This is a genomic window from Zobellella endophytica (assembly GCF_003012775.1).
Taxonomy (GTDB): Bacteria; Pseudomonadota; Gammaproteobacteria; order Enterobacterales; family Aeromonadaceae; genus Oceanimonas; species Oceanimonas endophytica.
Genome location: NZ_PXYG01000005.1, coordinates 120,806 through 147,312, shown reverse-complemented (window position 1 = coordinate 147,312; position 26,507 = coordinate 120,806). Strand labels below are relative to the sequence as shown.

Annotated in this window: 24 protein-coding genes and 1 pseudogene; 9 read left to right on the top strand and 16 right to left on the bottom strand. The window is 63.4% G+C overall.

All coding sequences use genetic code 11. The annotated features are described in order from the left end of the window. Positions 1-333 precede the first annotated feature (333 nt). Complete coding sequence (locus tag C7H85_RS12610; RefSeq protein ID WP_106730060.1) at positions 334-651, bottom strand: BolA family protein; 318 nt, start codon at positions 649-651, stop codon at positions 334-336. Positions 652-701: 50 nt separating this feature from the next. Further along, positions 702-1,295, bottom strand: coding sequence for an alpha-ketoglutarate-dependent dioxygenase AlkB family protein (locus tag C7H85_RS12605; RefSeq protein ID WP_106730059.1), 594 nt, complete (start codon positions 1,293-1,295; stop codon positions 702-704). Between the two features lie 60 nt (positions 1,296-1,355). On the opposite strand from C7H85_RS12605, the gene C7H85_RS12600 reads away from it, so the two are divergent. The 5 genes from C7H85_RS12600 (at position 1,356) to C7H85_RS12580 (ending at position 6,009) form a co-directional block, all read left to right on the top strand. After that, positions 1,356-2,492: a methyltransferase gene (locus C7H85_RS12600; protein WP_106730058.1), complete on the top strand. Its 1,137-nt coding sequence runs from the start codon at positions 1,356-1,358 to the stop codon at positions 2,490-2,492. A gap of 12 nt (positions 2,493-2,504) precedes the next feature. Continuing rightward, positions 2,505-3,083 (top strand): YajG family lipoprotein, encoded by a 579-nt coding sequence (locus tag C7H85_RS12595; protein ID WP_106730057.1) that lies wholly within the window; start codon positions 2,505-2,507, stop codon positions 3,081-3,083. Then, entirely contained in the window at positions 3,084-3,644 is a 561-nt protein-coding gene (locus C7H85_RS12590; RefSeq protein ID WP_106730056.1) for a peptidylprolyl isomerase, read from the top strand. Between the two features lie 3 nt (positions 3,645-3,647). Then, complete coding sequence (locus C7H85_RS12585; protein WP_168388264.1) at positions 3,648-5,009, top strand: AmpG family muropeptide MFS transporter; 1,362 nt, start codon at positions 3,648-3,650, stop codon at positions 5,007-5,009. 154 nt (positions 5,010-5,163) lie between these two features. Further along, complete coding sequence (locus C7H85_RS12580; protein ID WP_106730055.1) at positions 5,164-6,009, top strand: nucleoside-specific channel-forming Tsx family protein; 846 nt, start codon at positions 5,164-5,166, stop codon at positions 6,007-6,009. Between the two features lie 28 nt (positions 6,010-6,037). On the opposite strand, the gene C7H85_RS12575 is transcribed toward C7H85_RS12580, so the two are convergent. Continuing rightward, positions 6,038-6,520 (bottom strand): YajQ family cyclic di-GMP-binding protein, encoded by a 483-nt coding sequence (locus tag C7H85_RS12575; RefSeq protein WP_106730054.1) that lies wholly within the window; start codon positions 6,518-6,520, stop codon positions 6,038-6,040. A 147-nt stretch (positions 6,521-6,667) separates the two neighbouring features. Between C7H85_RS12575 and C7H85_RS12570 the strand changes: the two genes are divergently transcribed. After that, complete coding sequence (locus C7H85_RS12570; RefSeq protein ID WP_106730053.1) at positions 6,668-7,561, top strand: ketopantoate reductase family protein; 894 nt, start codon at positions 6,668-6,670, stop codon at positions 7,559-7,561. Here the strand turns inward: C7H85_RS12570 and thiI are convergent. The 3 genes from thiI to pomA form a co-directional block, all read right to left on the bottom strand. Continuing rightward, the gene (thiI, locus tag C7H85_RS12565; RefSeq protein WP_106730052.1) at positions 7,549-8,997 is read right to left on the bottom strand and encodes a tRNA uracil 4-sulfurtransferase ThiI; all 1,449 of its coding nucleotides are present in this window, start codon (positions 8,995-8,997) and stop codon (positions 7,549-7,551) included. The two genes, C7H85_RS12570 and thiI, sit on opposite strands and share 13 nt — an antisense overlap. Positions 8,998-9,221: 224 nt before the next feature. Next, on the bottom strand, positions 9,222-10,070 hold the full coding sequence (locus C7H85_RS12560; RefSeq protein ID WP_106730196.1) for a flagellar motor protein MotB: 849 nt from the start codon (positions 10,068-10,070) through the stop codon (positions 9,222-9,224). 50 nt (positions 10,071-10,120) lie between these two features. After that, complete coding sequence (gene pomA / locus C7H85_RS12555; RefSeq protein WP_106730051.1) at positions 10,121-10,876, bottom strand: flagellar motor protein PomA; 756 nt, start codon at positions 10,874-10,876, stop codon at positions 10,121-10,123. Positions 10,877-11,073: 197 nt separating this feature from the next. Here pomA and xseB point away from each other — a divergent pair, with 197 nt between their 5' ends. The 3 genes from xseB to dxs are packed head-to-tail and all read left to right on the top strand — an operon-like array spanning position 11,074 to position 14,114. Then, complete coding sequence (gene xseB, locus C7H85_RS12550) at positions 11,074-11,337, top strand: exodeoxyribonuclease VII small subunit (protein ID WP_210433646.1); 264 nt, start codon at positions 11,074-11,076, stop codon at positions 11,335-11,337. Next, positions 11,334-12,227, top strand: coding sequence for a (2E,6E)-farnesyl diphosphate synthase (gene ispA / locus C7H85_RS12545; RefSeq protein WP_425445070.1), 894 nt, complete (start codon positions 11,334-11,336; stop codon positions 12,225-12,227). Before xseB ends, ispA begins: the two co-directional genes overlap by 4 nt. Positions 12,228-12,248: 21 nt before the next feature. Further along, entirely contained in the window at positions 12,249-14,114 is a 1,866-nt protein-coding gene (gene dxs, locus C7H85_RS12540; protein ID WP_106730049.1) for a 1-deoxy-D-xylulose-5-phosphate synthase, read from the top strand. 126 nt (positions 14,115-14,240) lie between these two features. On the opposite strand, the gene fusA is transcribed toward dxs, so the two are convergent. From fusA to ribH, 10 genes and pseudogenes are all read right to left on the bottom strand, one after another. Further along, positions 14,241-16,334, bottom strand: coding sequence for an elongation factor G (fusA, locus tag C7H85_RS12535; protein ID WP_106730048.1), 2,094 nt, complete (start codon positions 16,332-16,334; stop codon positions 14,241-14,243). A 287-nt stretch (positions 16,335-16,621) separates the two neighbouring features. Then, a complete protein-coding gene (locus C7H85_RS12530) occupies positions 16,622-17,962 on the bottom strand; it encodes a hypothetical protein (RefSeq protein WP_106730047.1) in 1,341 nt (446 codons plus the stop codon). A 217-nt stretch (positions 17,963-18,179) separates the two neighbouring features. Beyond that, positions 18,180-19,115, bottom strand: coding sequence for an ABC transporter permease (locus tag C7H85_RS12525; RefSeq protein ID WP_106730046.1), 936 nt, complete (start codon positions 19,113-19,115; stop codon positions 18,180-18,182). A 5-nt stretch (positions 19,116-19,120) separates the two neighbouring features. Further along, positions 19,121-20,095, bottom strand: coding sequence for an ABC transporter permease (locus tag C7H85_RS12520; RefSeq protein ID WP_106730045.1), 975 nt, complete (start codon positions 20,093-20,095; stop codon positions 19,121-19,123). A 131-nt stretch (positions 20,096-20,226) separates the two neighbouring features. Then, on the bottom strand, positions 20,227-21,783 hold the full coding sequence (locus C7H85_RS12515) for an ABC transporter substrate-binding protein (protein ID WP_106730044.1): 1,557 nt from the start codon (positions 21,781-21,783) through the stop codon (positions 20,227-20,229). Between the two features lie 20 nt (positions 21,784-21,803). Next, a pseudogene (locus C7H85_RS12510) lies at positions 21,804-23,533 on the bottom strand (dipeptide ABC transporter ATP-binding protein). A 487-nt stretch (positions 23,534-24,020) separates the two neighbouring features. After that, positions 24,021-24,500 carry a phosphatidylglycerophosphatase A family protein gene (locus C7H85_RS12505; protein ID WP_106730043.1) on the bottom strand — a complete coding sequence of 160 codons (480 nt, stop codon included), beginning with the start codon at positions 24,498-24,500 and terminating at the stop codon, positions 24,021-24,023. Beyond that, entirely contained in the window at positions 24,497-25,465 is a 969-nt protein-coding gene (gene thiL / locus C7H85_RS12500) for a thiamine-phosphate kinase (RefSeq protein WP_106730042.1), read from the bottom strand. The genes C7H85_RS12505 and thiL overlap by 4 nt, the downstream gene beginning before the upstream one ends. A 47-nt stretch (positions 25,466-25,512) precedes the next feature. Next, on the bottom strand, positions 25,513-25,923 hold the full coding sequence (gene nusB, locus C7H85_RS12495; protein ID WP_106730041.1) for a transcription antitermination factor NusB: 411 nt from the start codon (positions 25,921-25,923) through the stop codon (positions 25,513-25,515). Between the two features lie 13 nt (positions 25,924-25,936). Further along, positions 25,937-26,404, bottom strand: a complete 468-nt coding sequence (ribH, locus tag C7H85_RS12490) for a 6,7-dimethyl-8-ribityllumazine synthase (protein WP_106730040.1) — start codon at positions 26,402-26,404, stop codon at positions 25,937-25,939. Positions 26,405-26,507: the final 103 nt, after the last annotated feature.

Sequence of the window (26,507 nt, the reverse complement as noted above, 5' to 3'; positions counted from 1 at the left end):
GGTACTTGCCATGTCGGACATGACAACATGCTGATGAGTCGCTACCGGCTTGCCTGACATCGCCCTGACAACAGCACGATTACACTCCGGTAACATCCAGCCCGATTTAAAAGGCGCGTAATTCTAGCACTTTTAAAAGCGCCGCTGCCATGGCAATTACCAAAATTTAGCGGGCTTCACAGCAAAATTCCTTCGCCTGTCATCCGGCCAAGCAAAAATAAGGCCATGATATTTAAAGGAAGATAGTGCTTTAGTGTTAGCCGCGGCCGTGGCCGGCCCCGTAACAGGGCCGCCCGGGCTCATAACAAATCGGCCAAACCGGGATAACAAGGCTCAGGCGGAGATCCCGCCCTGGCCACGGCAGTTCGGGCTGTCCGGTACCCCGCCCCTGGCCTGCCACTCCGCCGGCGTCAGGGTGTGCAGCGCCAAGGCATGAACGCCCCCGGCCAGCTCGTCGGCCAGCAGGGTGTTCAGGGTCCGGTGCCGGGCCAGCAGCCGCTGGCCCTCGAAGGCCGGGCTGACCACCACCAGTTTGAAATGGGTTTCCGAACCCGGCTCGACCCGGTGCATGTAGCTCTCGTTGATGACTTCCAGGTGTTCGGGGGCCAGCGCCTCCCGTACCTTGTGTTCGATGATGGATTGCATCGACATGATTGACTCCTGATAAACCATGGATTCTGAAGACCGGCCGCCGCCTGCGCTCATCCCACCGCCAGTCGGCGAAAGGTCAGGTTGATGCGGGGGCGGTCGATGCCGGCCGTTTTCGGCAGGGCATGCTGCCAATGATGCTGCATTTCGCCGGCCATCACCAGCAGGCTGCCGTGGCCGAGCTCGAGCCGGCGGCGCTCACCACTGCCGGGGTGGCGCAACACAAAGCAGCGCGCGGCCCCCAGGCTGACCGAGGCGATCACCGGCTCGGCCCCGAGTTCCGGCTCGTCGTCCGCGTGCCAGCCCATGCTGTCCCGGCCGTCCCGGTACAGGTTCAGCAGTACGCCGTTGAACGGCTGGCCGCACAATTCGGCCAGTCGCCGGCCTATCTCCGCCACCAGCGGATGCCAGGGCTCGGGCGCGCGGGTCTGGCCGGAATAGCGGTACGCCGCCTCCCCCATCCAGCAGGACAGACGTGGTTCGTCAAGCTCGCGGCCGAACAGCCGCAGGCGGTGCTGTTGCCAGGGGATCTCGCACCGCAGGCGGGCGAACCAGGCATCCGCCTCGGCGGCGAAGGCATCGGGCCACCACAGCAACCGCCCCTGGGTCAGGGTGATCCACTCCGGCTCGGACGGCCATAGCACCATGCTGCTTTTCCTCCGCGAACTGTTAAAATGGCTCTTTTGCCAGACTAGAGCCATTGCGTTATGAATCATCACTTTCCCCTGCCCCGGGGCGGCGAGCTGCTGCTGCACCGTTACCCCCGCACCGCCCAGCACGGACTGCAGGCCTGGGACGCCGCCGATGAATATATCATGACCGAACTGATGGCGCAGGAGTGGAGCCGGGAGGCGCCGCTGCTTATCCTCAACGACGGCTTCGGCGCCCTCACCCTGGGCCTCCACCACCTGCACCCCTACAGCATGACCGACTCCCGGGTGGCGGAGCTGGCGCTGGCCGCCAACGCCCGTGACAACGGCCTGGATCCCGACTGGCAGCCGTTGAACAGCCTGTCCGACTGGCCGGAGCAGCCGGGCCTGGTGCTGCTCAAGCTGCCCAGGGCCAACGCCATGCTGGAACATCAGCTCGCCTGCCTGAGCCAGGTGGCGAGCCCGGACACCCTGATCATCGCCGGTGCCAAGGCCAGGGACATCCACAGCGCCACCCTCGAGCTGTTCGAGCAGTACCTGGGGCCGACCCGTACCAGCCTGGCCTGGAAAAAGGCCCGGCTGATCTTCGCCCGGCGGGATCCGGCCAGGGTGCCGACGCCGCCGACCCCGACGCTGGCCTGGCCGCTGGAGGGAACCGGCTTCAGCATCCACAACCACGCCAGCGTGTTTTCCCGCGCCAGCCTGGATATCGGCGCCCGCTTCATGCTCGAGCACCTGCCCGCCAACCGGCCCGGGCGGGTTATCGACCTGGGCTGCGGCAACGGCGTGCTGGGCCTGGTCACCCTGGCCCGCAACCCCGACGCCCGGGTGACCTTCGTCGATGAATCCTACATGGCCATCGCCAGCGCCCGACTGAACGTCGAGCACAACCTGCCCGAGGCCGAGCCCCGGGCCCGTTTCATGGTCAATAACTGTCTCGACGGGGTGGCGCCGGACAGTGCCGATCTGGTGCTGTGCAACCCGCCCTTCCACCAGCAGCAGGCCATTACCGACCATGTCGCCTGGCAGATGTTCGTGGACGCCAGGCGGGTGCTGCGCCGGGGCGGCGAGCTGCTGCTGGTGGCCAACCGCCACCTCGATTACCATCAGAAGCTGAAACGCCTCTTCGGCAACCAGCGGGTAGTGGCATCGAACCGGAAATTCGTTATCCTGAGAGCCATTAAAACCCCTTAAGGAACGCTATCCATGAATGCCATCAAATGGTTGACCGGTGCCGCACTGCTTCTCGGCCTGAGTGCCTGCGCCAGCTATTACCCCATCGCCGTCGACGTCAGCCCGTCCGCCCAGGTGGGCGGCGGCGTCTACCGGGGCCAGTCCGTCGCCCTCGGCAGCCAGGACGCCCGGGCCAACGACTACGTCATCCAGATCGAGCAGGCCGGCAAGTCGCCGGTGGTGGTGGGCGCCAGCAACAACCTCAAGGTGCAGCTGGAGCAGGCCCTGGCCCAGGGGCTGAGCACCCAGGGCGCCTTCGTCGAGCAGGGCGCCAACACCCGGGTGCAGCTCGAACTGCAGGAGGTGCTGGCGCGGGTGATCCGCGGCCATATCAGCTACGACGTGGTGCAGCAGCTGCGCATGCAGCTCACCCTGGAGCGGGACGGCCGCCGCATCACCAAGCAGTATCGCCGCAGCGCCCAGGAAGAATTCCCCGGTCGCCTGCATCCGGAGCTGGACAAGGTGAAGGAAGCCCTGAACAAGCAGCTGTCGCTGATGGTGCAGGACATGCTGGCCGACCGCGACGTGCAGAACTTTATCAATGGTAACTAAATGAAACATATCCTGTTGCTCCTGGCCGGCCTGCTGGCCGCCACCGCCGCGCTGGCCGGCCCCCGGGTCGAGCTGGAAACCAGCATGGGCCGGCTGGAAATCGAGCTCGACGAGCAGGCGGCCCCGGCCACCGTGGCCAACTTCCTGCGCTACGTGGACGACGGCAGCTACGCCGGCAGCCTGTTCCACCGGCTGATCCCCGGGTTCGTGGTACAGGGCGGCGGTTTCGACACCGATTTCGTTCCCCTGCCCAACTACGCGCCGGTGGTGAATGAATCGGGCAACGGCCTGTCCAACCTCAGCGGCACCATCGCCATGGCCCGCACCCGGGATCCCGACAGCGCCACCCGCCAGTTCTACATCAACCTGAGCGACAACCCGGCACTGGACGCCGGGCGCCAGGCCGGTTACACGGTGTTCGGCAGGGTGGTGGCCGGGGAAGAGGTGCTGGCACGTATGGCGGCGGTACCCACCGGCATGAACATGCAGTTGCGGGCCAGGGACGTGCCGCAACTGCCCATCATACTACAGCAGGTACGCCGGCTGGACGCGGGGGAATAAACCATCAAGGCCCTGACGCTGAAACTGCAGCAGAACCTGTCGCTCTACGCCGAACGGCGGGTGCTGACCCTGTTTGCGCTGGGCTTTTCTTCCGGCCTGCCCCTGTTGCTGGTGTTCGGTACCCTGTCGTTCTGGCTGCGCGAAGCCGGGGTCAGCCGCACCAGCATCGGCTTTTTCAGTTGGGTGGCACTGGCCTACGGGGTGAAATGGCTGTGGTCGCCCCTGGTCGACCGGCTTCCCCTGCCCTGGCTGTCGCGCAGGATGGGGCGGCGACGCAGCTGGATGCTGTGCTCCCAGCTGGTGATCATGGCCTCCCTGGCGGGCATGGCGTTTTCCGACCCCACCACCCAGTTGGTCAGCCTGGCGCTGTTCGCCCTGGCGGTGGCCTTCGCCTCCGCTACCCAGGACATCGTCATCGACGCCTATCGTATCGAGTCGGCCCCGGAACGTCTGCAGGGTGCCCTGGCCGCCGCCTACATGACCGGTTACCGGCTGGCGATGATCATGGCCGGCGCCGGCGCCCTGGCGGTGGCCGCCTGGGCCGGCTCGGATCTGGGCTACGATCCGGCGGGCTGGCGAGCCGCCTACCTGACGATGATGGCCTGTATGCTGGTGGGGGTGATTACCTGCCTGCTGCTGCACGAGCCGGAGGTGGATCTGTCCGGGCAGGAACAGGCCCAGGCGGCCCATCGCCGGCAACTGGTGGCGCGAGGCTGGCCGGCGCCGCTGGCCGGGCTCGCCGCCTTCGGCAGGAGCGCCGTGGTCGCCCCCTTCGTCGAGTTCTTCCAGCGCTTCGGCAAACAGGCGCTGCTGATCCTGGCGCTGATCGCCTGCTACCGCATCTCCGACGTGGTGATGGGGGTGATGGCCAACCCCTTCTACGTGGACATGGGCTTCAGCAAGTCGGAGATCGCCACCGTGACCAAGGTCTACGGCGTGATCATGACGCTGGTGGGCGCGGCGGTGGGCGGCCTGCTGGTCAGCCGCTTCGGCACCCTGCGCATCCTGATGCTGGGCGCCCTGCTCGCCGCCGGCACCAACCTGCTGTTCGCCCTGATGAGCCGGCTGGGCGCCGATGTCACCCTGCTGACGCTGATTATCTCCCTCGACAACCTCAGCGCCGGCATCGCCACCGCCGCCTTTATCACCTATCTTTCGGGCCTGACCAACGTGGCCTTTTCCGCCACCCAGTATGCCCTGTTCAGTTCGGTGATGATGCTGTTACCCAAGTTCGTTGCCGGCTTTTCCGGTATCATGGTGGACTCTTACGGATACGCCTCCTTCTTTATCGGCTCCGCCGCCATCGGCCTGCCGGTGCTGGCCCTGATCTGGCTGGTCACCCGGCTGCATCCTCCCGCCAGATAACGCTAATGCAAGCCCTGTCACAAAATTGAAATGGCGCAATCGTTTGCGGTCTTGCGCCGTTTTTTCGTCCGCCTAGACTCTGTCTCCCCCGGGTAGTCCTGACCCAAAGGTTAGGGAAAACCTTGTCAAATCAACGAAAAGAAGAGACAGACACATGGCTAAGATGCTTAATACCCTGGCCGCCGCCGGCCTGCTGACCGCCCTCGCCGCCCCGGCCATCGCCACCGACTACAGCGACGATATTCACAAGAACGACTACAAGTGGCTGCAGTTCAACCTGATGCGCAGCGCGGACAACAAGCTGCCGTTTCGCAACGAGCGCGACACCTACCTGGAAATGGAATTCGGCGGCCGCTCCGGCCTGTTCGATCTCTACGGCTACCTGGACGTGTTCGACATCTTCGACAGCGAGGGGGACGACCTGCACGGCGGCGACAACTTCTTCTTCAAGTTCGCCCCGCGCCTGTCGCTGGACGCTCTGACCAAGACCGATCTGTCCTTCGGCCCGGTGCAGGAGCTGTATATCGCCAGCGTGACCAATGTCGGCGACAACGGCGCCTTCGGCGGCCTGTTCGAGCACTATGTGGGCCTGGGCTCCGATATCCAGGTGCCCTGGTTCGGCAAGATGGGGCTGAACGCCTACGCCCGTTATGTGCGTGAAAACTTCGGCGCTCCGGACGAGGGCAGCTGGGACGGCTACATGGTGTCGACCAACTGGTTCAAGCCGTTCCACACCTTCGACAACGGCAGCTTTGTCGCCTACCAGGGCTACCTGGACTACAAGTTCGGCGCCGACACCATCGGCGGCGTCGCCGGCCGCACTGCCAACGCCCTGGAGTGGTTCAACGGCATCTACTGGCACTCCGACCGCTACGCGGTGGGCTACGGCGCCAAGCTGTACAACAACATGGCGTTCTTCAAGGACGGCAGCGACGCCACCGGGGTGATGCAGGATACCTCCGGCCTGGGCCATTACTTCTCGGTCACCTACAAGTTCTGAACAAAAAGGGGCCTTGCTGCCCCCTTGTTCAATCCCGGAAGTTGTTGAACTGCAGCGGCTGCTCCTGCTCGTCCTGGCGCAGCAATGCCATCACCTGCTGCAGATCATCCCGCTTCTTGCCGGTCACCCGGACCTGATCGCCCTGGATGGCGGCCTGCACCTTGACCTTGCTGTCCTTGATCTGCTTGACCAGCTTCCTGGCGTAGCCGCTGTCGATACCCTGCTTGAAGGCCACCTCCTGGTAGTAGCGCTTGCCCGAGTGTACCACCTCGGCTTCGTCCATCACCCGGGTGTCGATGTTGCGCTTGATAAGCTTGGCCCGCAGTATGTCCAGCATCTGCTGCAGCTGGAACTCGGCGTCGGCCCCCAGCTTGACCTTGCCGTCCTTGAGCTCGAAGCTGGCTTCCACTCCCCTGAAATCAAAACGGGTCTCGAGCTCCCGGTTGGCGTTCTCGACCGCATTACGCACCTCGTTCATCTCGACTTCCGAGACAATGTCAAAAGACGGCATCTTGGCTCCTCTCTCTGTTGAGCTTGCTGGTTCCGCCGGCCGGTCTCCGGCCGCTCGGGTAAAATACACTGGCACCGGCCCTGGTTCACGGCTAACGTATAGCACTGTGTACGGGGCCGGATAATAACAAATATCAGAGGGTGAGCGATGACAGAGTGGACCATTATGGGCGCCGGTGCCGTGGGATGCGTGCTGGCCGGGTTGCTGAGCCGGCGGGGCGAGCCGGTGTCCTTGCTGCTGTCTGAACGGCATCGGGGCCACCTGCATCCCAGCCTGGAGCTGATCACCCTGAGCGGCCAGCACGAGCTGGTGCATACCCGGCCGCTGTTTGCCGAGCAGGCCGCCGCCGTGACCACCCTGTTGGTGACCACCAAGGCCTATCAGGTGATCGGGGCGCTGTCGGCGCTGAGGTCCCTGCCCGCCGCCACCCCCATCATACTGCTGCACAACGGCATGGGCCTGCTCGATGAGGTGCTGGCACACTTTCCGCACAACCCGGTGCTGGCCGGCGTTTCCAGCCACGGTGCCCTGAAGGAGGGCGACTGGCTGGTGCGCCACACCGGCAAGGGCGAAACCTGGCTGGGCCCGGCCAACGAGGCGGCCCGCGCCTGTGCCGGCCTGGTCGAGCCGCTCGCCCGGGCGCTGGGCCATGCCGGCTGGAGCGAGGACATCCTCGGCCTGCAACACCGCAAGCTGGCGATCAACGCGGTGATCAACCCGCTCACCGCCAGCCACGACATCCGCAACGGCCAGTTGCTGGAGCCCCGCTTCGCGGCGGTGCTGGAGCAACTGAGCGAGGAAGTACACCGGGTGATGGCGCGGCTCGGGCAGCAGGAGTCACTGGCCCGGTTCCGGCGCCGGCTGCGCAGTGTCATCGAGCTGACCGCCACCAACTACTCGTCCATGCACCAGGATCTGCACCACGGCCGCCGGACCGAAATCGACCAGATCACCGGCTACCTGCTCGGCCGGGCCGGCGAGCTGCCGGTTCCGGTATGCCGGCAGCTGTACCAGGACATCCGCCGCCGTCAGGGCCGATAGACCTTGACGTTGTCGAATCCCTGTTCTTTCAGGTGGATGGCCTGCAACCGGCTCATCACCCCCCGGGCGCAATAGAGCAGGTAGGTTTTGCTCGGATCCAGCTCGGCAAAGTGGTGCGCCAGCTTGAAAAACGGCATATGCACCACCTGGTGCCCGGCCACCGCCAGCGGCGCCTCCTCCTCTTCCTCCGGCGCCCGGATATCGAGGATCACTTCCCGGGCCTCGACCTCCTGCTTGAACTCCACTTCCGGCAGTACCCAGGCCTCGGCCAGGTTGCGGATGTCCTCGACGAAGGAGGCCTGGATGGCGGTGTCGAGCACCCCGAAATCGAAGTGGGCCTCTTCCGCCTCCACCTTGCCCAGCCTGGCCTTGATGGTCGGCTTCTGGGAGATGACACCGCAGTATTCCGGCATCTTCTCGGCGAAGGGCGCCGTGCCTATCTGGCGGGCCTGATCGATGATGTCCTGCTTGTCGGCGGCGATCAGCGGGCGCAGGATCAGCATGTCGGTCACCCGGTCGATCACATTGAGGTTGGTCACCGTCTGGCTGGAGACCTGGCCCATGGACTCGCCGGTCACCAGGGCGTTGATCGCCAGTTTTCCGGCCACGGCGGCGCCGGCGCGCATCATCATCCGCTTGAGCACCACGCCCATGTGGCCCTTGTCGACCTTCGCCAGGATCTCCGCCACCACCCCTTCGAAGGGCACAGACACGAATTTGACCCGGTGGGAGGCGCCGTATTTCTTCCACAGGTAGTAGACCACCTCGCGCACCCCCGCCTCATGCTCCTGGCCGCCGAGGTTGAAGAAACAGTAGTGGACCCGGCTGCCGCGCTTGATGAACTGGTAGGAGGCCACCCCGGAGTCGTAGCCGCCGGACATCAGGCTGAGCACGCTCTCCTGGGTGGCGATGGGGAAGCCGCCGAGCCCCGCGTGCTGCTCGCTCACCAGGAACAGCCGGTCGCCGTCGAGCTCCAGGTTGATCTGCACATCCGGATGCTTGAGGCGCACCCCACCGGTGACGCAGCGCTGGTTCAGGCCGCCGCCCACGTAACGCTCCACATCCAGCGAACTGAACGCCTGCTGGCCCCGGCGCTTGGCGCGTACGCAAAAGGTCTTGCCGGCCAGCCGGTCGCCGAACATGGCCTGGGTCAGCTCGAGGATCTCGTCCATCGTCTCGACGCGGTGCTCGGTGACTTCCAGGAAGGACTGGATGCCGGGGATGCAGGCCAGGGCCGCCACCATGGCCAGGCGGTGTTCCTCGGTCTGAATATGGGTGCGCACCACCAGCTTGTCCCAGTCGGCGCGGATCTTGAGGTGTTCATCCAGCGGACGCAGCACATTGCGGATGTTGCCCTGCAGGATCTTGCTCATGCGCTGACGCACCGACTTGCTCTTGATGGTAATTTCTGGATGTAGCTTGATAATAAATTTCATAGATCGGTACGCCCGGGATTCGACAACAAAAACGAAAGCCCGGCATTATACAGCAAAGCCGGGCTTTTGATTAAATAATAGCAGGGGCTAAATAACCGATCCTAATGGTGCTACATCGGCCGGGCACCGCACACAGACACGCCGTAAACCCATCCCTGGCGCAGAGGGTCTGCTTAGCAGTACCCGCCCGCTGTCTTGATTGATCTACTATTCGGAACAGCTATTTAGTCCGGCGCTATCACGTCGAGCGGGTCGCTAAACTTCGGTTTGCCCTGGGAGATGGCGATTTCCACCCGCCGGTTGCGGCTGCGGTGCTCCGCCGTGTCGTTGGGCACCAGGGGGCGGGTATCCGCCATGCCCATCACCACCATGCGGCTGTCGTCGAAGCCGTCGGTGCGCAGCAGTTGATCGGCCACCGCCAGCGCCCGCTGGGTCGACAGTTCCCAGTTGGAGCGGAACAGCTCGTTGCTGGTCTGGATATCGTCGGAGTGGCCGGAGACCAGGATTTCGCCGGGCAGCGCTTGCAACAGGCCGCCTATCTGGCGCACCACCGGCCAGAACTGGGGCTGCAGGAAGGCCGACCCGGCCGGGAAGGAGGCATGCTCCTTGATGCGGATAACCACCTGCTGTCCCAGGGCCTCGATCTCGATGGCATCCCGTTCGATGGAGGTGCTCAGCTGCTCGGCCAGCTCCTGGGCCAGGCTCACAGTCTGGGGGTCCGTCTGCGATATCTCCGGCTGTTCGCTACCGCTCAGGTTGCCGGTTTCTCTGCTCTGCCCGGCGGCCCGGTCCGACTCGCCCGGCTGGAAGTCCAGCTCCGCCTGGGTGGAGTCGGTAGTGTGCTGCATGATGGTGTCGATGGGGGTCGGCTGCGGCTGCCCTGGGCGGAACTCCAGGGCGATGACCGAGGTGCCCTTGGGGATTTCGGTCACCTCCAGCTGATTCTGTACCCCGAAGGCAAACTTCATGCTGCCGGCGATCTGCTTGAACTTGAGCACGTCCATCTCGGCAAAGGCCAGCAGCAACACGAAAAAGCTCATCAGTATGGTGGCCAGGTCGGCGAAGGTGGCCATCCAGGCCGGTGCCCCGACGGGTTGCGGCTTCCCCTTTTTCTTGGCGGCCACTATTCCTCCTTCGGCCGCTTGGCGTCAGTCAGGTAGTTTTCCAGCAGGCTCTGCAGTACCCGGGGATTCTGGCCATCCTGAATGCCCAGCACCGCGTCCAGGATCAGGGTTCGATTCAGCCGCTCCTCGCCGGAGCGCAGTTCCAGCTTGTCGGCGATGGGCAGGGCTATCATGTTGGCCAGCATGGCGCCATAGAGGGTGGTGAGCAGGGCGATGGCCATGGCCGGTCCTATCGCCTTGGGATCGTCCATGTTGGCGAGCATGGCCACCAGGCCGATGAGGGTACCGATCATGCCCATGGCCGGCGCCACGTCACCCAGGGCACGGAAGATGCGGGCGCCCTCCACCTGCCGTTCGGCGGTCAGCTCGATGTCCGTCTCCAGGGCCGTTTTCACCACGCTCTGCTCGTGCCCGTCCACCAGCATGTTGACCGCCTTCTGCAGGAAGGGGTTGTTGATCTCCGCCTCTTCCAGCGCCAGAAAACCGCCCTTGCGCGCCGCATCGGCCAGCTGTACCACCCGCTCGATCAGGGCTTCGGGCTTTTCCAGCTTGAACATGAACGCCTTGGCCGCCACCTTGGCCGCCCCCAGGAACTGGCCGAGATTGAATTTCATCATCACCACGAACAGGGAACCGACAAACACGATAAAAATGGACGGTACGTCCACATACATGGTCAGCCCGCCCCCCAGCACCATCGCCATACCGATAAACGCCAGGCCACCGATCAATCCGAGAAGAGTTGCCAGATCCAAAGTAGGGTCCCCATTACTGTTGCAGGCATAAGTGATGCCAATATTAGCGTGATACGACTCGCCTTGTCGCTTTTGTTGTTATCGGCTGGGCCGGAATTTCTTTAGGACGACCATCACATCCCGCACCGGCAATTCTTCTATATCTTTCGCCAAATCGTAAACAGCAATGTTACTATTGGCGCCAATTTGGCAAGCGAATGACAGGGGATCCCGTGGCCACCAAAAAACCGGAAAACATGGATTTTGAAAGCGCCCTGAGCGAACTGGAAGGTCTGGTCAACCAGCTGGAAGAAGGCGAGCTGAGCCTGGAGCAGGCACTCAAATCCTTCGAGCGCGGGATCCAGCTGGCGCGCGCCGGTCAACAGCGCCTGAGCCAGGCCGAACAGCAGGTACAGATACTGCTACAGCAGGACGGCGAACAGCTGGCGGCCTTCGGCCCCGGGCAGGAGCCACAGAAGTGAGCGTGGCGCTGTTGCAGCAGCAGTACGGCCCGCGCATCGCCGGGGTGCTCTCCGCCGCCCTGGACGACCTCGACGGCCTGGCGCCGGAGCTGAAGGCCGCCATGGAATACGGCCTGCTGCAGGGCGGCAAGCGGGTGCGGCCCCTGCTGGTGTATGCCAGCGGCGAGGTGCTGGGCGCCGACCACCCGCGCACCCTGGACGCCGCCGCCGCCGCCATCGAATGCGTGCACGCCTACTCCCTGATCCACGACGATCTGCCGGCGATGGACGATGACGACCTGCGCCGGGGCAAACCGACGGTGCATAAGGCGTTCGACGAAGCCACCGCCATTCTCGCCGGCGACGCCCTGCAAACCCTGGCCTTCGAGCTGCTCAGCCGTCACCAGGACGATGGCCTCGATGCCGGCCGCCGGCTGCGCATGGTGCAGGAGCTGGCCCGGGCCAGCGGCTACGGCGGCATGTGCGGCGGCCAGGCGCTGGACATCAAATACGAGGGCCGAGGCGTCGATCGGGCCACGCTCGAGTCTATTCACCGCCACAAGACCGGAGCGCTGATCCGTGCCGCCGTGCGCCTCGGCGCCCTGTGCGCCAGCCGGCTGGACGAAGCCCACCTGGCGGCCCTGAGCCGCTATGCGGAGGCCATCGGCCTGGCGTTCCAGGTGCAGGACGACATCCTGGACATCACCGCCGACACCCAAACCCTGGGCAAGACCCAGGGCAAGGATCTGGCCCAGCAGAAGAGCACCTACCCGGCCCTGCTCGGCCTGGACGGCGCCCGGCGGCTGGCCGGCGAGCTGCACCAGCAGGCGCTGGCGGCACTGGCGGATATTCCCTACAACACCCAAACACTGGAAGCATTCGCTCACTACATCGTTAAACGCGACTTTTAGGGCGAGGATAATAATAAGCTTATGAGTCTGAATATTGCCGATTACCCTACCCTGGCGCTGGCCAACCTGCCCGACGAATTGCGCAGCCTGCCCCAGGAGCGGCTGCCCACCCTGTGCGAGGAGCTGCGTTCCTACCTGCTGCATTCGGTGAGCCGCAGCAGCGGCCACCTGGCCTCGGGGCTGGGGGTGGTGGAGCTGACGGTGGCGTTGCATTACGTCTACAACACCCCCTTCGACCGCCTGGTATGGGACGTGGGGCACCAAGCCTACCCGCACAAGATCCTCACCGGCCGGCGCGAACGCATGGGCAGCATCCGCCAGTATCAGGGGCTGCACCCCTTCCCCTGGCGGGAAGAGAGCGAATACGACACCCTGTCGGTGGGCCACTCCAGCACCAGCATCGGGGCCGCGCTGGGCATGGCCATCGCCGCCGATGAAGAAAGGAAGGGCCGCAAGGTGGTGGCGGTGATCGGCGATGGCGCCCTGACCGCCGGCATGGCCTTCGAGGCGCTCAACCACGCCGGCGATATCCACAAGGACATGCTGGTGATCCTCAACGACAACGAGATGTCGATCTCCGAGAACGTGGGCGCGCTCAACAACCACCTGGCGCGGATCATGTCCGGCTCCCTCTACAGCACCCTGCGCGAAGGGGGCAAGAAGGCGCTGGAGATGGTGCCGCCGCTCAAGGAGCTGGCGCGGCGCACCGAGGAACACCTCAAGGGCATGGTGGTGCCCGGCACCCTGTTCGAGGAATTCGGCTTCAATTACGTGGGCCCCATCGACGGCCACGACATCGAGACCCTGGTGGAAACCCTGCGCAACATGCGCAAGCTCAAGGGCCCACAGTTCCTGCACGTGATGACCCGCAAGGGCAAGGGCTACCTGCCCGCCGAGCAGGACCCTATTGGCTACCATGGCGTACCCAGGTTCGATCCCAGCCAGAATGCGCTGCCCAAAAGCGCCTCGTCCGGCCCCTCCTATTCCGCCATTTTCGGCACCTGGCTGTGCGACATGGCCAGGATGGATCCCCGGCTGATGGCCATTACCCCGGCAATGCGCGAAGGCTCCGGGCTGGTGCGCTTCTCCCGGGAATACCCCAAGCGCTATTTCGACGTGGCCATCGCCGAGCAACACGCGGTCACCCTGGCGGCGGGGCTGGCGATAGAGGGCAAAAAACCGGTGGTGGCCATCTACTCCACCTTTTTGCAGCGGGCCTACGATCAGCTGATCCACGACGTGGCGTTGCAGAACCTGGACGTGCTGTTCGCCATCGACCGGGCCGGCATCGTCGGCGCCGACGGCCCCACCCACCAGGGCGCCTTCGACTTAAGCTTTTTGCGCACCGTGCCCAATATGGTGATCATGACCCCCGCCGACGAGAACGAATGCCGGCAGATGCTCTACACCGGCTACCGGCACCCGGGCCCGGCGGCGGTGCGCTACCCGCGCGGCAACGGCCGCGGCGCCGGGATCGATGAGCAGATGACGGCGCTGGCACTGGGCAAGGGACGGGTGCTGCGCCGGGGCGGCAAGGTAGCCCTGCTCAACTTCGGCACCCTGCTGGCCGAGGCCGAAGTGGCCGCCGCGCAACTGGATGCCACCCTGGTGGACATGCGTTTTGTGAAACCGCTGGATGAAGCCCTGCTGCTCTCCCTGCTGGATGATCATGAACTGCTGGTGACGGTAGAGGAAAACGCCGTCATGGGCGGCGCCGGCTCGGCGGTGAACGAGTGCCTGATGCGCCATAAAAAGCCGGTACCGGTACTGAACCTGGGCCTGCCGGACCACTTTATCGAGCAGGGCAGCCAGCCGCAGATCCTGGCCAAACTGGGCCTGGACGCGGACGGCATGGTCAGCAGCATAGCGGAATATCGGCAGCGCTGAGCTGGCCGATGAAAAACGGCGAAGCCGGGTGGCTTCGCCGTTTTTTGATGGCCGGTCCCGGAACTGGCATAAAAAAACCGCTGCTCCGGCAGCGGTTTTTGTTGAATGCGCAGGCTTAAGCCGGCATTACTTCTTGGCTTCGGCGGCCTTGCGTTCTTTCACCTGGGCAACCACTTTTTCGGATACGTTGGCCGGGCAGGCGGTGTAGTGCGAGAACTCCATGGAGAACTGGCCACGGCCGGAAGTCATGGTACGCAGTGAACCGATGTAACCGAACATTTCGGACAGCGGAACGTCGGCCTTGATGCGCACACCGGTCACGCCGGCGTTTTGATCCTTGATCATGCCGCGGCGACGGTTCAGGTCGCCGATCACGTCACCCACGTTGTCTTCCGGGCTGAACACGTCCACTTTCATCACCGGCTCGAGCAGTTGCGGCTTGGCTTTGGCGATGGACTGACGGAAGGCACCCTTGGCGGCGATTTCGAACGCGATGGCCGAGGAGTCAACGGCGTGGTAGGCACCGTCGGTCAGTTCGAATTCAACGTCCAGCACCGGGAAACCGGCGATGGTACCGGTGTTCATCATGCTGCCGAAACCTTTCTCGACCGCGGGCCAGAATTCCTTGGGTACGTTACCGCCGACCACGGTGGACTTGAACACGAAGCCGGTGTTCGGCTCGCCGGGACGGATGATGTAGTCGATCTTGCCGTACTGACCGGAACCACCAGACTGCTTCTTGTGGGTGTAGCTGTCTTCCACTTCGGCGGTGATGGTTTCGCGGTAGGCCACCTGCGGCTCACCCACGATCAGCTCGACGCCGTAGGTACGCTTGAGGATGTCAACCTTGATGTCCAGGTGCAGTTCACCCATGCCCTTAAGAATGGTTTCACCAGAATCTTCGTCGGTTTCAACGCGGAAGGACGGATCTTCGGCGATCATCTTGCCGATAGCGATACCCATCTTCTCGGAACCGCCTTTGTCTTTCGGCGCAACGGCGATGGAGATCACCGGCTCCGGGAACACCATGGCTTCCAGGGTGCAGGGGTGCTTGACATCACACAGGGTGTGACCGGTCTGCACGTTTTTCATACCGACGATGGCGATGATGTCACCGGCCTGGGCCGAGTCCAGTTCGTTACGCTCGTTGGCCTGCATCTCAACCATACGGCCGATACGCTCGGTTTTGCCGGTGGCGCTGTTAAGGATGGTATCACCCTTCTTGAGGCGACCGGAGTAAAGACGCACGAAGGTCAGGGCACCGAAACGGTCGTCCATGATCTTGAACGCCAGTGCTTTCAGCGGTGCCTCGGGGTCAACGATGGCGTGTTCGCCGGTTTCGTTGCCTTCTTCGTCGGTCAGCGGCTGGGGGTCGACTTCGGTCGGGCTCGGCAGGTAATCAACAACGGCGTCCAGTACCAGCTGCATGCCCTTGTTCTTGAACGCGGAGCCACAGTAGGTCGGGAACAGGGCCATGGTGCGGGTACCCTTGCGGATGCAACGCTTGATGTCCTCGATGGAGGGCTCTTCACCTTCCATGTAGGCTTCCATCAGGTCGTCGTCCTGCTCGACGGCGCTTTCAACCAGTTTTTCACGGTACTCTTCCACCATGTCAACCATGTCGGCCGGAACGTCTTCGACAACGTAGTTTTCAGCCTGTCCGGTTTCGTCCCAGATGTAGGCCTTGCGGGTCAGCAGGTCGACCACACCCTTGAACTCGTCTTCGACACCGATAGGCAGCACCATCACCACCGGGTTGGCGGCCAGCACGTCGCGAGTCTGCTGAACAACGCGCAGGAAGTCGGCACCGATACGGTCCAGCTTGTTGACGAAGATGATACGGGCCACTTCGGATTCGTTCGCGTAACGCCAGTTGGTTTCTGACTGGGGTTCAACACCGCCGGAACCACAGAAAACACCGATACCGCCATCCAGTACTTTCAGGGAGCGGTACACTTCAACGGTGAAGTCAACGTGTCCGGGGGTGTCGATAACGTTAAAACGGTGGTCTTTCCAGAAACAACTGACCGCCGCGGACTGGATGGTAATACCGCGCTCGGCTTCCTGTTCCATGAAGTCGGTGGTGGACTCACCATCATGTACTTCACCAATCCGGTGGATCCTGCCGGTCAGCTTGAGGATACGTTCGGTGGTGGTGGTTTTGCCCGCGTCAACGTGAGCAAAGATACCAATATTTCTGTATTTGGATAATTCGGACATGATGCAACTTTATATGGTTGATTGAAGAAGTAGACGGAGCATGTGAAGAGTACCGACACACCGCACATCAGTTTTTCGAGGCGCACATTATGCAGTAGAACCCAGGCGTGCGCAAATGGCCAGAACACCGGATCGCGCATTTTTCAAACAAGGGCCGGCGCGCCGGACCGGATACCGGCTCCGGGCCCGCGCCCGTTTTTGCGGCGCGAGGCCTGCCTTCCCTCCGGCCGGGGTCGGGGGGGCCGCCGGGCACCGTTCAAAACGCGATACGGGCACCGCGACCGGCACTAATCCACCCCGAGCAGGGCGGCCAGCAGCCAGATGGCCAGCACCACCAGCGCCGACATCACTCCCAGATAGCCCAGGTTCCAGCGCATGATGCGGAATGAGTCCAGCCCGTAGCGGCCCTGAAACGCCAGGTTGATACCGGACAGGGGCCCGGTGGGGGTGCCCACCGCCCAGGACGACAGAAACACCAGTGCCAGCAGGGTATGGTCGGGCGACAGCGGCGCCAGCACCGAGCCCGCCAGCGCGATGCAGATGATGGGGTGAATGCCCAGCAGCGACAACAGCACCGTGGCCAGGTAGGTCAGGCTCGCCTCCAGTGCCCCGAAGCTCGCGAGCGGCAGGGTGCCGCCCCAGGCGGCGATCAGGCTTTCCAGGCCGTAACCCAGCACGCCGGCGGTGAGAAACAGCGCCAGTTCGTTGCCCATCTGCGGCAGCCGGCCGTTCACCAGTTGCCCCAGCGCCGCCAGCGGCGAGCGCCGGCCGGCCACCACCACCGCCAGGCTGAGTGCCGGCACCAGCAGGGTGATCACCGCCAGGATAGACAACGCCGGCCGCCATTCGTGCAACAGCAGCACGCACGCCGCCAGCAGGGCCGGCAGCACCAGGCTGCCCGCATGCAACGGATAGCCCCTGAACTCGCTCACCGCGCTGGCCTCTCCCCCCGTCCCTTGCCGGCACAGCTGCCAGAAGGTGAGTGCCATGGCCAGCAGGGCCAGCGGCATGCTCACCAGCCAGAGGCGGGCCAGATCCGCACCGGGCGCCACGCTCAGCGCCACCGCCATGGCGGCGAAGAAGGGCGACCAGAAGGCGGCGGCGGTAAAGCCCCGGATCAGCACGATGGCCTGCTCCCGGCTGAGCGTGCCCCGCCGGGCCAGGCGATCACCGATGATGAACACCGACGACAGGTTGATGACGGAGCCGAACAGATGCACCGCCCCCAGGGTGGAAGCCACCGCCCGCCGCCCCCGGGGCAGCCGTTCGTCGCCTTCGGTAGCGGGCCGGCTCACCAGCCCCAGAAAGCTCACCGCCACCAGCATCGACAACAGGCCGCTGTTGCTGGCCACGATGCGCTCCACCTCCACGGCCGCGCCCAGCCCGGCACTCCAGGCCAGGCACAGGCCACCGATGGCCAGCAGCAGCAGCGCCTGGATGCGATTGCGCCGGGCCAGCGCCGGCCACAGCAGGGCCGCCGCCATCCAGTACCCCGCCCCGGCCCAGGTCCGCGCCACCGGCATTCCCAGCAGCCCGGCGGCCACCAGCGCCATGGAAAGCAGGATCAGCCCACCGGACAGGCGCCGGCGGGAAAGAGCGGGAAAACGGTTGAACAGCAGGGTCAGCAAGACGAGGGCTCCGTTGATCTGAACTGGGGCAAAACGCCGATCATAACGCCGCGCCTGTGCCAATGCATCAGGTTACCGTCTGGCACCTTGACGCTGCTCCTCATAGGCGCAACGTCAGTCGCACGATCCCGCAGTCTGGAGATTGGATTGAGAGTCGGGCAAGACTCCCAAACCCCCAGTCTTCAGTCACAGTCCTTAAGCCGCCTCGGCCAGGCGTTTACCCCTTGTAGATCTTGGGATTGAACACGTCCCTGAGCCAGTCGCCGAGCAGGTTGATCACCAGCACCAGCACCACCAGGTAGATGCCGGGGAAGGCGGTGATCCACCAGGAGCCGGAGAAGATGTAGCTGAAGCCCATGCTGATCAGCGACCCCAGCGAAGGCTTGTCCACCGGCATGCCGAGGCCGAGGAAGGACAGCGCCGCCTCGCTCATGATGGCGTTGGCCACCTGCACCGTGGAAATCACCAGTATCGGCGACAGGCAGTTGGGCAGGATGTGGCGGAACATGATGCGCATGGACTTGAAGCCCATCACCTGGGCCGCCTCCACGTACTCCTTTTTCTTCTCCGCCAGCACGGTGGCGCGGATAGTGCGGGCGTACTGGGGCCATTCGGCCAGGCCGATGATCACCACCAGCATCAGCACCGCGTACTGGGCGTAGAAATCGGCGCCCAGGGTGGCCTGGAACACCGCCGAGACGATGATGGCCACCATCATGGTGGAGAAGGACAGCTGCACGTCGGCGATGCGCATCAGCAGGTTGTCGACGCGCCCGCCGAAGTAGCCGGCGGACAGCCCCACCACGATGCCGATGGCCAGCTGCAGCGCCACCGCGCCCAGGCCGATCATCAGCGACACCCGGGAGCCGTAGAGGATGGTGCTGAAGATGTCGCGCCCCTGCACGTCGGTGCCGAGCATGAAGCGCTCGTCGCCGCCCGGCAGCCAGTTCGGCGGCAGCTCGGAATCGAGGATGTCGATGGTGGCCAGGTCATAGGGGTTGTGGGGCGCGATCAGCGGCGACAAAAAGGCCGCCGCCGCCAGCGCCACGAACACCGCGAAGCTGATCATGGCCACCTTGTCGCGCAGGAAGTGATACAAAAAATCCGATTGTTTGAAGCGGGCCCAGCGGCTCAGGCTGACGTCTGTACTCATGGTGCTCACCCCTTGGCGGCCAGGTTGACGGTCGGGTTGACCAGACCGTAGATCAAATCGACGATGGTGTTGGTCACCACGAAGATGAAGCCGACGAAGATCACGTAGCTGGTGATCAGCGGCGTGTCCACCCGGTTGATGGACTCGAGGAACAGCAGGCCGATGCCCGGCCACTGGAACACCGTCTCGGTGAGGATGGTGTAGGCCACCATGGTGCCGATCTGCACCCCGCCCACGGTGATCAGCGGCAGCAAGGTGTTCTTCAGGGCGTGGATGAACCAGATGCGGTACTTGTCCAGGCCCTTGGCCCAGGCGAACTTGACGTATTCGGCACTGAGCTGCTCCAGCATCTCGGAACGCACCAGACGGATGAACAACGGCAGCATGATCGACGACAGCGCTATGCTCGGCAGTATCAGGTTGCGAAAGCCCTGCCAGTTGAACAGCCCCGAGTCCCACCCCAGCGGGCTGCTCAGCTCGCCCCGGCCATAGGCCGGCAACCAGCCGAGCTCGATGGAAAACACATACATCAGCAGGATGGCGGTGAGGAACACCGGTACCGAAATGCCGATGATGCTCACCCCCATGATCGCCCTGGACAGGATGGAGCGGGGCTTGATCGCCGAATACACCCCCAGCGGTATGCTCAGGGCGATAATGATGAGGCTGGCACAGAACACCAGCTCAAGGGTCGCCGGCAGCTTCTCGAAGATGACCTCAATGGTCGGCTGCTTGAAGAAATAGGAAGTGCCGAAGTCCCCTTGCAGCGCATTGCCGACGAAGCGGCTGTACTTGACCATAAAGGGATCGTTCAGCCCCATCTCGGTCCGCATCTGCTGGCGCACCTCTTCCGACACCGATTGTCCCACCAGCTCGCGCAGGGGGTCGCCCAGGTTGTCCTGGATGGAAAAGGCCACCAGGCTGATGACAAACATCACGATCAGGGCCTGGAACACTCGTTTCAGTAAAAACGTCAACATCTTTGTAAAATTCCAATAGCGGGATTGAGGACTGGGGATAAAATCCCGGGACTCGGGACTCGGGACTCGGGACTCGGGATTAAGCCAGCACCAGTCCCCAATCCCAAGTCCCCGGTTTTAACCCCGAAGTCTTACTCCTTCACCACCAGGTCGCCCAGGTAGGGGAAGTCCATGGCGTTGACGATGGGCTCGGCCTCCACGTTGTTGCGCGCACCCCAGGCCAGATCCTGCCAGTGCAGGGGCACGAAGGCGGCGTCGTCGTAGAGGATCTTCTCGGCCCGCTGCAACATGGCTTCCCGCTTGCCGGTATCGGTCTCCAGGTTGGCCGCCTCGATCAGGCCGTCGAGTTCCGCGTTGGCGTAATGGCCGCAGTTATACTGGCCGCGACCGGTTTCGCTGTTGCGGGTCATGGTCAGGAATTCTGAGAAGTTGGCGGTGTCCTCGGTGTCCGAGTGCCAGCCGATCATCAGCATGTCGGCGGCACACTTGTCGAACTCCGGCCAGTACTGGGCCACCGGCATGGTCTTCAGGTCCACCTCGATATTGATGCGCGCCAGCATCGCCTTCACCGCTTCGGCGATGCGGAAGTCGTTCACGTAGCGGTTGTTGGGGGCGATCATGCTGATCTTGAAGCCGTCCTGGTAGCCGGCCTCCGCCATCAGCTGCCTGGCCTTGTCCAGATCGAACAGCGGCTTGAGCTCGGGGTTGTGGCCCACGTAACCGGCGGGCGGTTGCTGGCCGGCGGTGGTGGCGAAGCCGCGCATGATACGCTGGACGATGCCCTCCTGGTTGATGGCGTAGTTCACCGCCTGGCGCACCCGCACATCCCTGAACGGCTCGAAGCGGTCCTGGTTGAGCTGGAAGGTGATGATGCGGGTACCGGACTCGGTCACCAGCTTGACGTCGCTGGCGGCCTTGACCCGGTCGTGGTCGTTGGGGGACACCGGCTTGATGAAGTCCACGTCGCCGGCCAGCAGGGCGGCCACCCGGGTGGCGTCTTCCTTGATCGGCACCAGGGTGATGTTATCCACATTGCCCGGCGAGTTGCTGTCCCAGTAGTCGGCATGGCGCTCGTATTCCACCTTCACCCCCTGCTGGCGGAACTTGAGCTTGAAGGGGCCGGTGCCCGAGGTGTTGGTGGAGGCGAAGGAGCTGCCGTGTTTGGCCACTTCTCCCTTGTCCTTGCCGTCCTCGGTAGTGCCGCTGTAGAACTGGGAGTCCATCGGGAACAGGTAGGTCACGGTGTTCAGCACCAGCGGGAAGGGGCCGGTGGTCACCAGATCCACGGTATGATCGTCCACCTTCACCGCCTCGACAAAGGGCTCGAAGATGGCCTTGAAGTCGGGGGATTCCTTCAGCCGGTTGAAGGTCCAGACCACGTCGTCGGCGGTGAAGTCGTTGCCGCTGTGAAACTTGACGCCCTGGCGCAGGTGGAAACGCATGGTTTCCTCGTCGATCCGCTCCCACTTTTCCGCCAGCCGGGGCTCGAAGTCGAACTCCTTGGTCCAGCGCACCAGGGGGTCGAACAGCAGGTGCGACATCTCCAGGGTCTGGCCCGACAACTGCTCGTGGGGATCCATGGAGGTGGGATCCGAGTCGTAGGCGATGGTGATGTCCGCCGCCTGCAGGCTGAAGGCGAAACCGGCGGCAAGCAGCGCCGCTGTTACTTTGTTGAGTCCTTTTTTCATTTCACACTCCGTCGATGGGATTAGTTTTGGCCGGCGGCCACGTCTGAAATATCCAGACCTTCCCGGGACATGCCCTTGAATTCGGGCATCAGGGAAATCAGCGAGCGGCTGTAGGGATCCGCCGCCTGGGTAAAGAGTTGTTCGGTCGGCGCCACCTCCACCAGGGTGCCTTTTTTCATCACCCCGATACGGTCGCACATCTGCCGGATCACCGGCAGATCGTGGCTGATGAACAGCATGGTCAGCCTGAGTTCGTCCTGCAAATCCTTGAGCAGGTTGAGGATTTGTGCCTGCACCGAGACATCCAGCGCCGAGGTAGGCTCGTCGCAGATCAGCAGCCGCGGCCGGGTGGCCAGGGCCCGGGCGATGGAGATGCGCTGGCGCTGGCCGCCGGAAAATTCGTGGGGAAACTTGACCCCCGCCGCCCGGCCCAGGCCCACGTAGTCGAGCAGGTCGGCGACGATGCCGCGCGTCTGCGCCTCGCTCCCGGCCAGTCGGTGGAAGCGGATCGGCTCGGCGATGATGTCCTCCACCCGCATGCGCGGATTGAGGGAGGAATAGGGATTCTGGAACACCATCTGCATCTGCCGGCGCAGGGGGCGGCGTTCCTGCTCGGTCTTGATGGCGGTGAGCTCGATGCCTTCGAACCAGATCTGGCCGCTGTCGGGCGGATAGAGGCCGGTGATGGCGCGGGCGATGGTGGACTTGCCGGAGCCGGACTCCCCCACCAGGCCGAAGGTTTCGCCTTCGACGATCTCGAAGCTGACGTCGTTGGTGGCCTGCAGGTATTCCCGGCGCGAGGGGAAGAAGGAATCCCTGGTCACGAAGCGCAGGTTGCAGTGCTCCACCCTGAGCAGGGCACCCTGATATTGCCGCTGATCCTGGCTCTGGCCCAACCAGTGATGCTTGAGATCCAGGTGGCTCATTTCCTTGGCATCCTCGATATAGGACACCAGCGGGAAGCGCACCAGCTTGACGTCGGAGCGGGGCACGGCGGAGATCAAACTGCGGGTGTAGGCGTGCCCAGCACCTTGGCGGTAGGGCCGATTTCCACCAGCCGGCCGCGGTACATCACCGCCACCCGGTCGGTCACGTTCGACACCACGCCCATGTCGTGGGTGACCAGCATGCAGCCCACGTTGCGCTCCTTGCACAGGGTGCGGATGAGGGTGAGGATCTGATCCTGGATGGACACGTCCAGGGCGGTGGTGGGCTCGTCGGCGATGATCAGCTCCGGATCGCACGACAGGGCGATGGCGATCACCACCCGCTGGCGCATGCCGCCGGAAAACTGGTGCGGATACTGTTTGATGCGCAGCTCGGGCTGGGGAATGCCCACCGCCTCGAGCAACGACACCGCCTTCTTGCGGGCCTGCTCCCGGCTCATGCCGGTATTGGCCAGCAGGGTCTCCACCATCTGGTATTCCACCGTGAACAGCGGATTGAGCGAGGTCATGGGATCCTGGAAGATAAAACCGATGCGCCGGCCGCGCACGGCGCGGATGGCCGCGGGATCCAGGTCGGAAATTTTTTCCCCGTCCAGGTAAACGTCGCCGCTGGCGATGCGCCCGGGCGGGCTCAGCAGGTCGATGACGGCGTTGCCGATGGTCGACTTGCCGGCGCCGGACTCACCGACCACCCCGAGTATTTCACCCTTTTCGATGTTGAAGGAAAGATCTTCGACGGCGGCCATGACGCCGTGGCGGGACGGATACTCGATCCGCAGGTGTTTCACTTCTAGCAGGGACATGTTCATCCTTAACCGGGGCAAGCCCCTCGATACGGCATCCTTGATAGCGGCGGTGGCTCGACACCGCTGCGGCTTCAACGCCCGTTGCCGACCAGCCCCGGCGCCCGGGCCGCATAACGACTTTATTCGCGACCCGTTTTGAATACACGGGACGACGGCAACAAAAAAGTAACATTTGCAAGTATTGTAAGCCCGTTCTCAAAAAACGGAACCTCATATATCCGGATCAATCTCACAAAATTAGTAACAAACTTCACTCATGACGGCACATTCAGAATTTATGACTAATACTGCGTCTTAAAGTAGATCGCCTCGCAGTGAAATAGAATAGAAATTTTACTCTAAAAAGCAAGCGTCCGAATGGCGGACAGTGAGCGGGATCGGGGAATGGGAAGAGGAAAACGTTTGCGTCGCGAAAAAAGACCGGGGATGCCGCCATGCTGCTGACGGCATCCCCGGGACAACGGCGAATCCGGGCCCTTGGCGGCTACAACAGGACGGCCAGCCCCTGCAGACAGGCCAGGGCGAACAGGCCGGCGATAACGTCGTCCAGCATGATGCCGAAACCGCCATGCACCCGGCGGTCGAACCAGCGGATGGGCCAGGGCTTGACGATATCGAAGAAGCGGAACAGCACGAAGCCAGCCGCGATCCAGCCCCAGCCCGCCGGCGCCGCTATCATGGTGATGCCGAAACCGATGATCTCGTCCCACACGATGGCGCCGTGATCGTGGCGGCCGATGGCGTTGGTGGCCGCCTCGCAGATTTTGATGCCGGCCACGAAGCCCAGCGCCAGCAACAGCAGGTACCAGCCGAGCGGCAGCCCCTGCACCAGCCAGTAGAGCGGGATCGCCGCCAGGGTGCCCATGGTGCCGGGCATCACCGGGCTCAGGCCGGAGCCGAAGCCCAGGGCCAGCAGGTGCAGCGGATTGGACAGCCTGAGCGCCGCCAGCTCGGGCTTTCTCATGGCCGGCTCCGGAAATGATCCCAGCCGTGGAGATCGAGCTCGCAGGGGCCTCCGTCGGCCAGCAGCTCGAGTCCCGGCTCGCCGGGAACCAGCCGGCCGATGCGGGTGAACTTGACCCCGCAGTGGGACAAGGCGGTGTCCAGCAGACCGCGATGCGACTCGGGCACGGTAAAGCACAGCTCGTAGTCGTCACCGCCGGTCAGCGCCAGTTGCCAGGCCTGCTCCCTGGACACCGAGGCCAGCATGGCCTCGCTCAGGGGCAACTGCTCCAGCTCCAGCTGGGCACGAACCCCGGAGGCCGTCACTATGTGCCCCAGATCCCCGGCCAGGCCATCGGAAATGTCGAGTGCACTGGAGGCGATGTCGCGCAGCGCCTGCCCCGCCAGGATGCGGGGATGGGGGTGTTCCAGCTTGTTGCGCACAAACTCCAGGTGGGCCGCCGGCACCCTGGCCTCGCCGAGCGCCGCCTTCAGACCCAGGGCCGCATCCCCCAGGGTGCCGGTGACATAGATGCCGTCCCCGATCCGGGCGCCGTTGCGCCTGAGTCCCTTGCCCTCGGGCAGGGTGCCGTGCACGGTGACGGTGATGGACAACGGCCCCCGGGTCATATCACCGCCCACCAGGGCGACGTTGTAATATTCCGCCAGCTCGAAGAAGCCGGCACAAAAGCCCTTGATCCACACCTCGTCGACCGCGGGCAGGGTCAGCGCCAGCGAAACCCAGCGCGGATCCGCGCCCATGGCCGCCAGATCCGACAAGTTGACCGCCAGCGCCTTGTGTCCGAGGGCCGAGGGTTCCATATCCGCAAAAAAGTGCACCCCGCTGACCAGGGTGTCCGTGCTCACCGCCAACAGGGTCTGGGCGGGGACCTGCAGCAGGGCGCAGTCGTCCCCCGGCCCCATGATCACGTCCTTGCGGCCGCTGTCGGCGGTAAAATAGTGTTTTATTATTTCAAATTCATTCATAGAAAATGAAAAGCCAGCGGCTGCTGGCTTTTTCCCGATGCTTGTCGTTATTTTTTCAACTGCTTGACGACCTTATCGAGCACACCGTTCACAAACTTGTGGCTCTCTTCGGCGGCAAACGCCTTCGCCAACTCGATGGCTTCGTTGATCACCACCCGATAAGGCACATCCTCACGCCGGGTCAGCTCGTAGGTGGCCAACCGCAGCACCGCCTTGTCCACCACGTCCAGCTCGGCGAGCGGACGGGACAGGTAAGGAGAAAACACCGCGTCCAGCTCGGTGGCATGCACCGAGACCCCAAACAGCAGATCACGGAAATAATCCAGATCCACGCCCTTGGTATCCTGTTCCAGCACAAACTGCTGGGCGATATCGGCGACGTTATCCCTGGTCATCTGCCATTGGTAAATGGCCTGGGTGGCGAGACGGCGGGCCTTGCGGCGTTCAGACGGTTTCAATGCAGTACTCCTTTTAGTCCAGCTGCTGCAGGACGTTGATCATTTCAAGTGCGCTGAGGGCCGCTTCCGCGCCCTTGTTACCCGCCTTGGTGCCAGCACGCTCGATGGCTTGTTCGATGTTTTCGGTGGTCAGCACGCCGAAGGCGATGGGCACTTCAAATTCCATCATCACGCCGGCCATGCCCTTGCTGTTCTCGTTGGCGACCAGATCGAAGTGATAGGTGCCGCCGCGGATGACACAGCCCAGGGCGATAATGGCATCGTACTGGCCACGCTTGGCGAGTTTTTTGCACACCAGCGGGATCTCCACTGCCCCCGGTACCCGAACCAGGGTGATGTTGTCATCGCCGACCTGTCCCTGGCGCTTGAGCACGTCCAGGGCGCCAGCCACCAGGCTGTCGTTGATAAAGCTGTTGAAGCGCGCCACCACGATGGCCACCTTGGCCTCGGGTGCGGCCATGAGCCCTTCGATTACCTTCATGGGAATCCTTGTTTGCAGAAAAGTGCGCACATTCTAGCACAATCGACGATTGACAAAAGCCTGGGCCCCACCCGAGGTCGGCACCGGGACAGGTATGCTATTT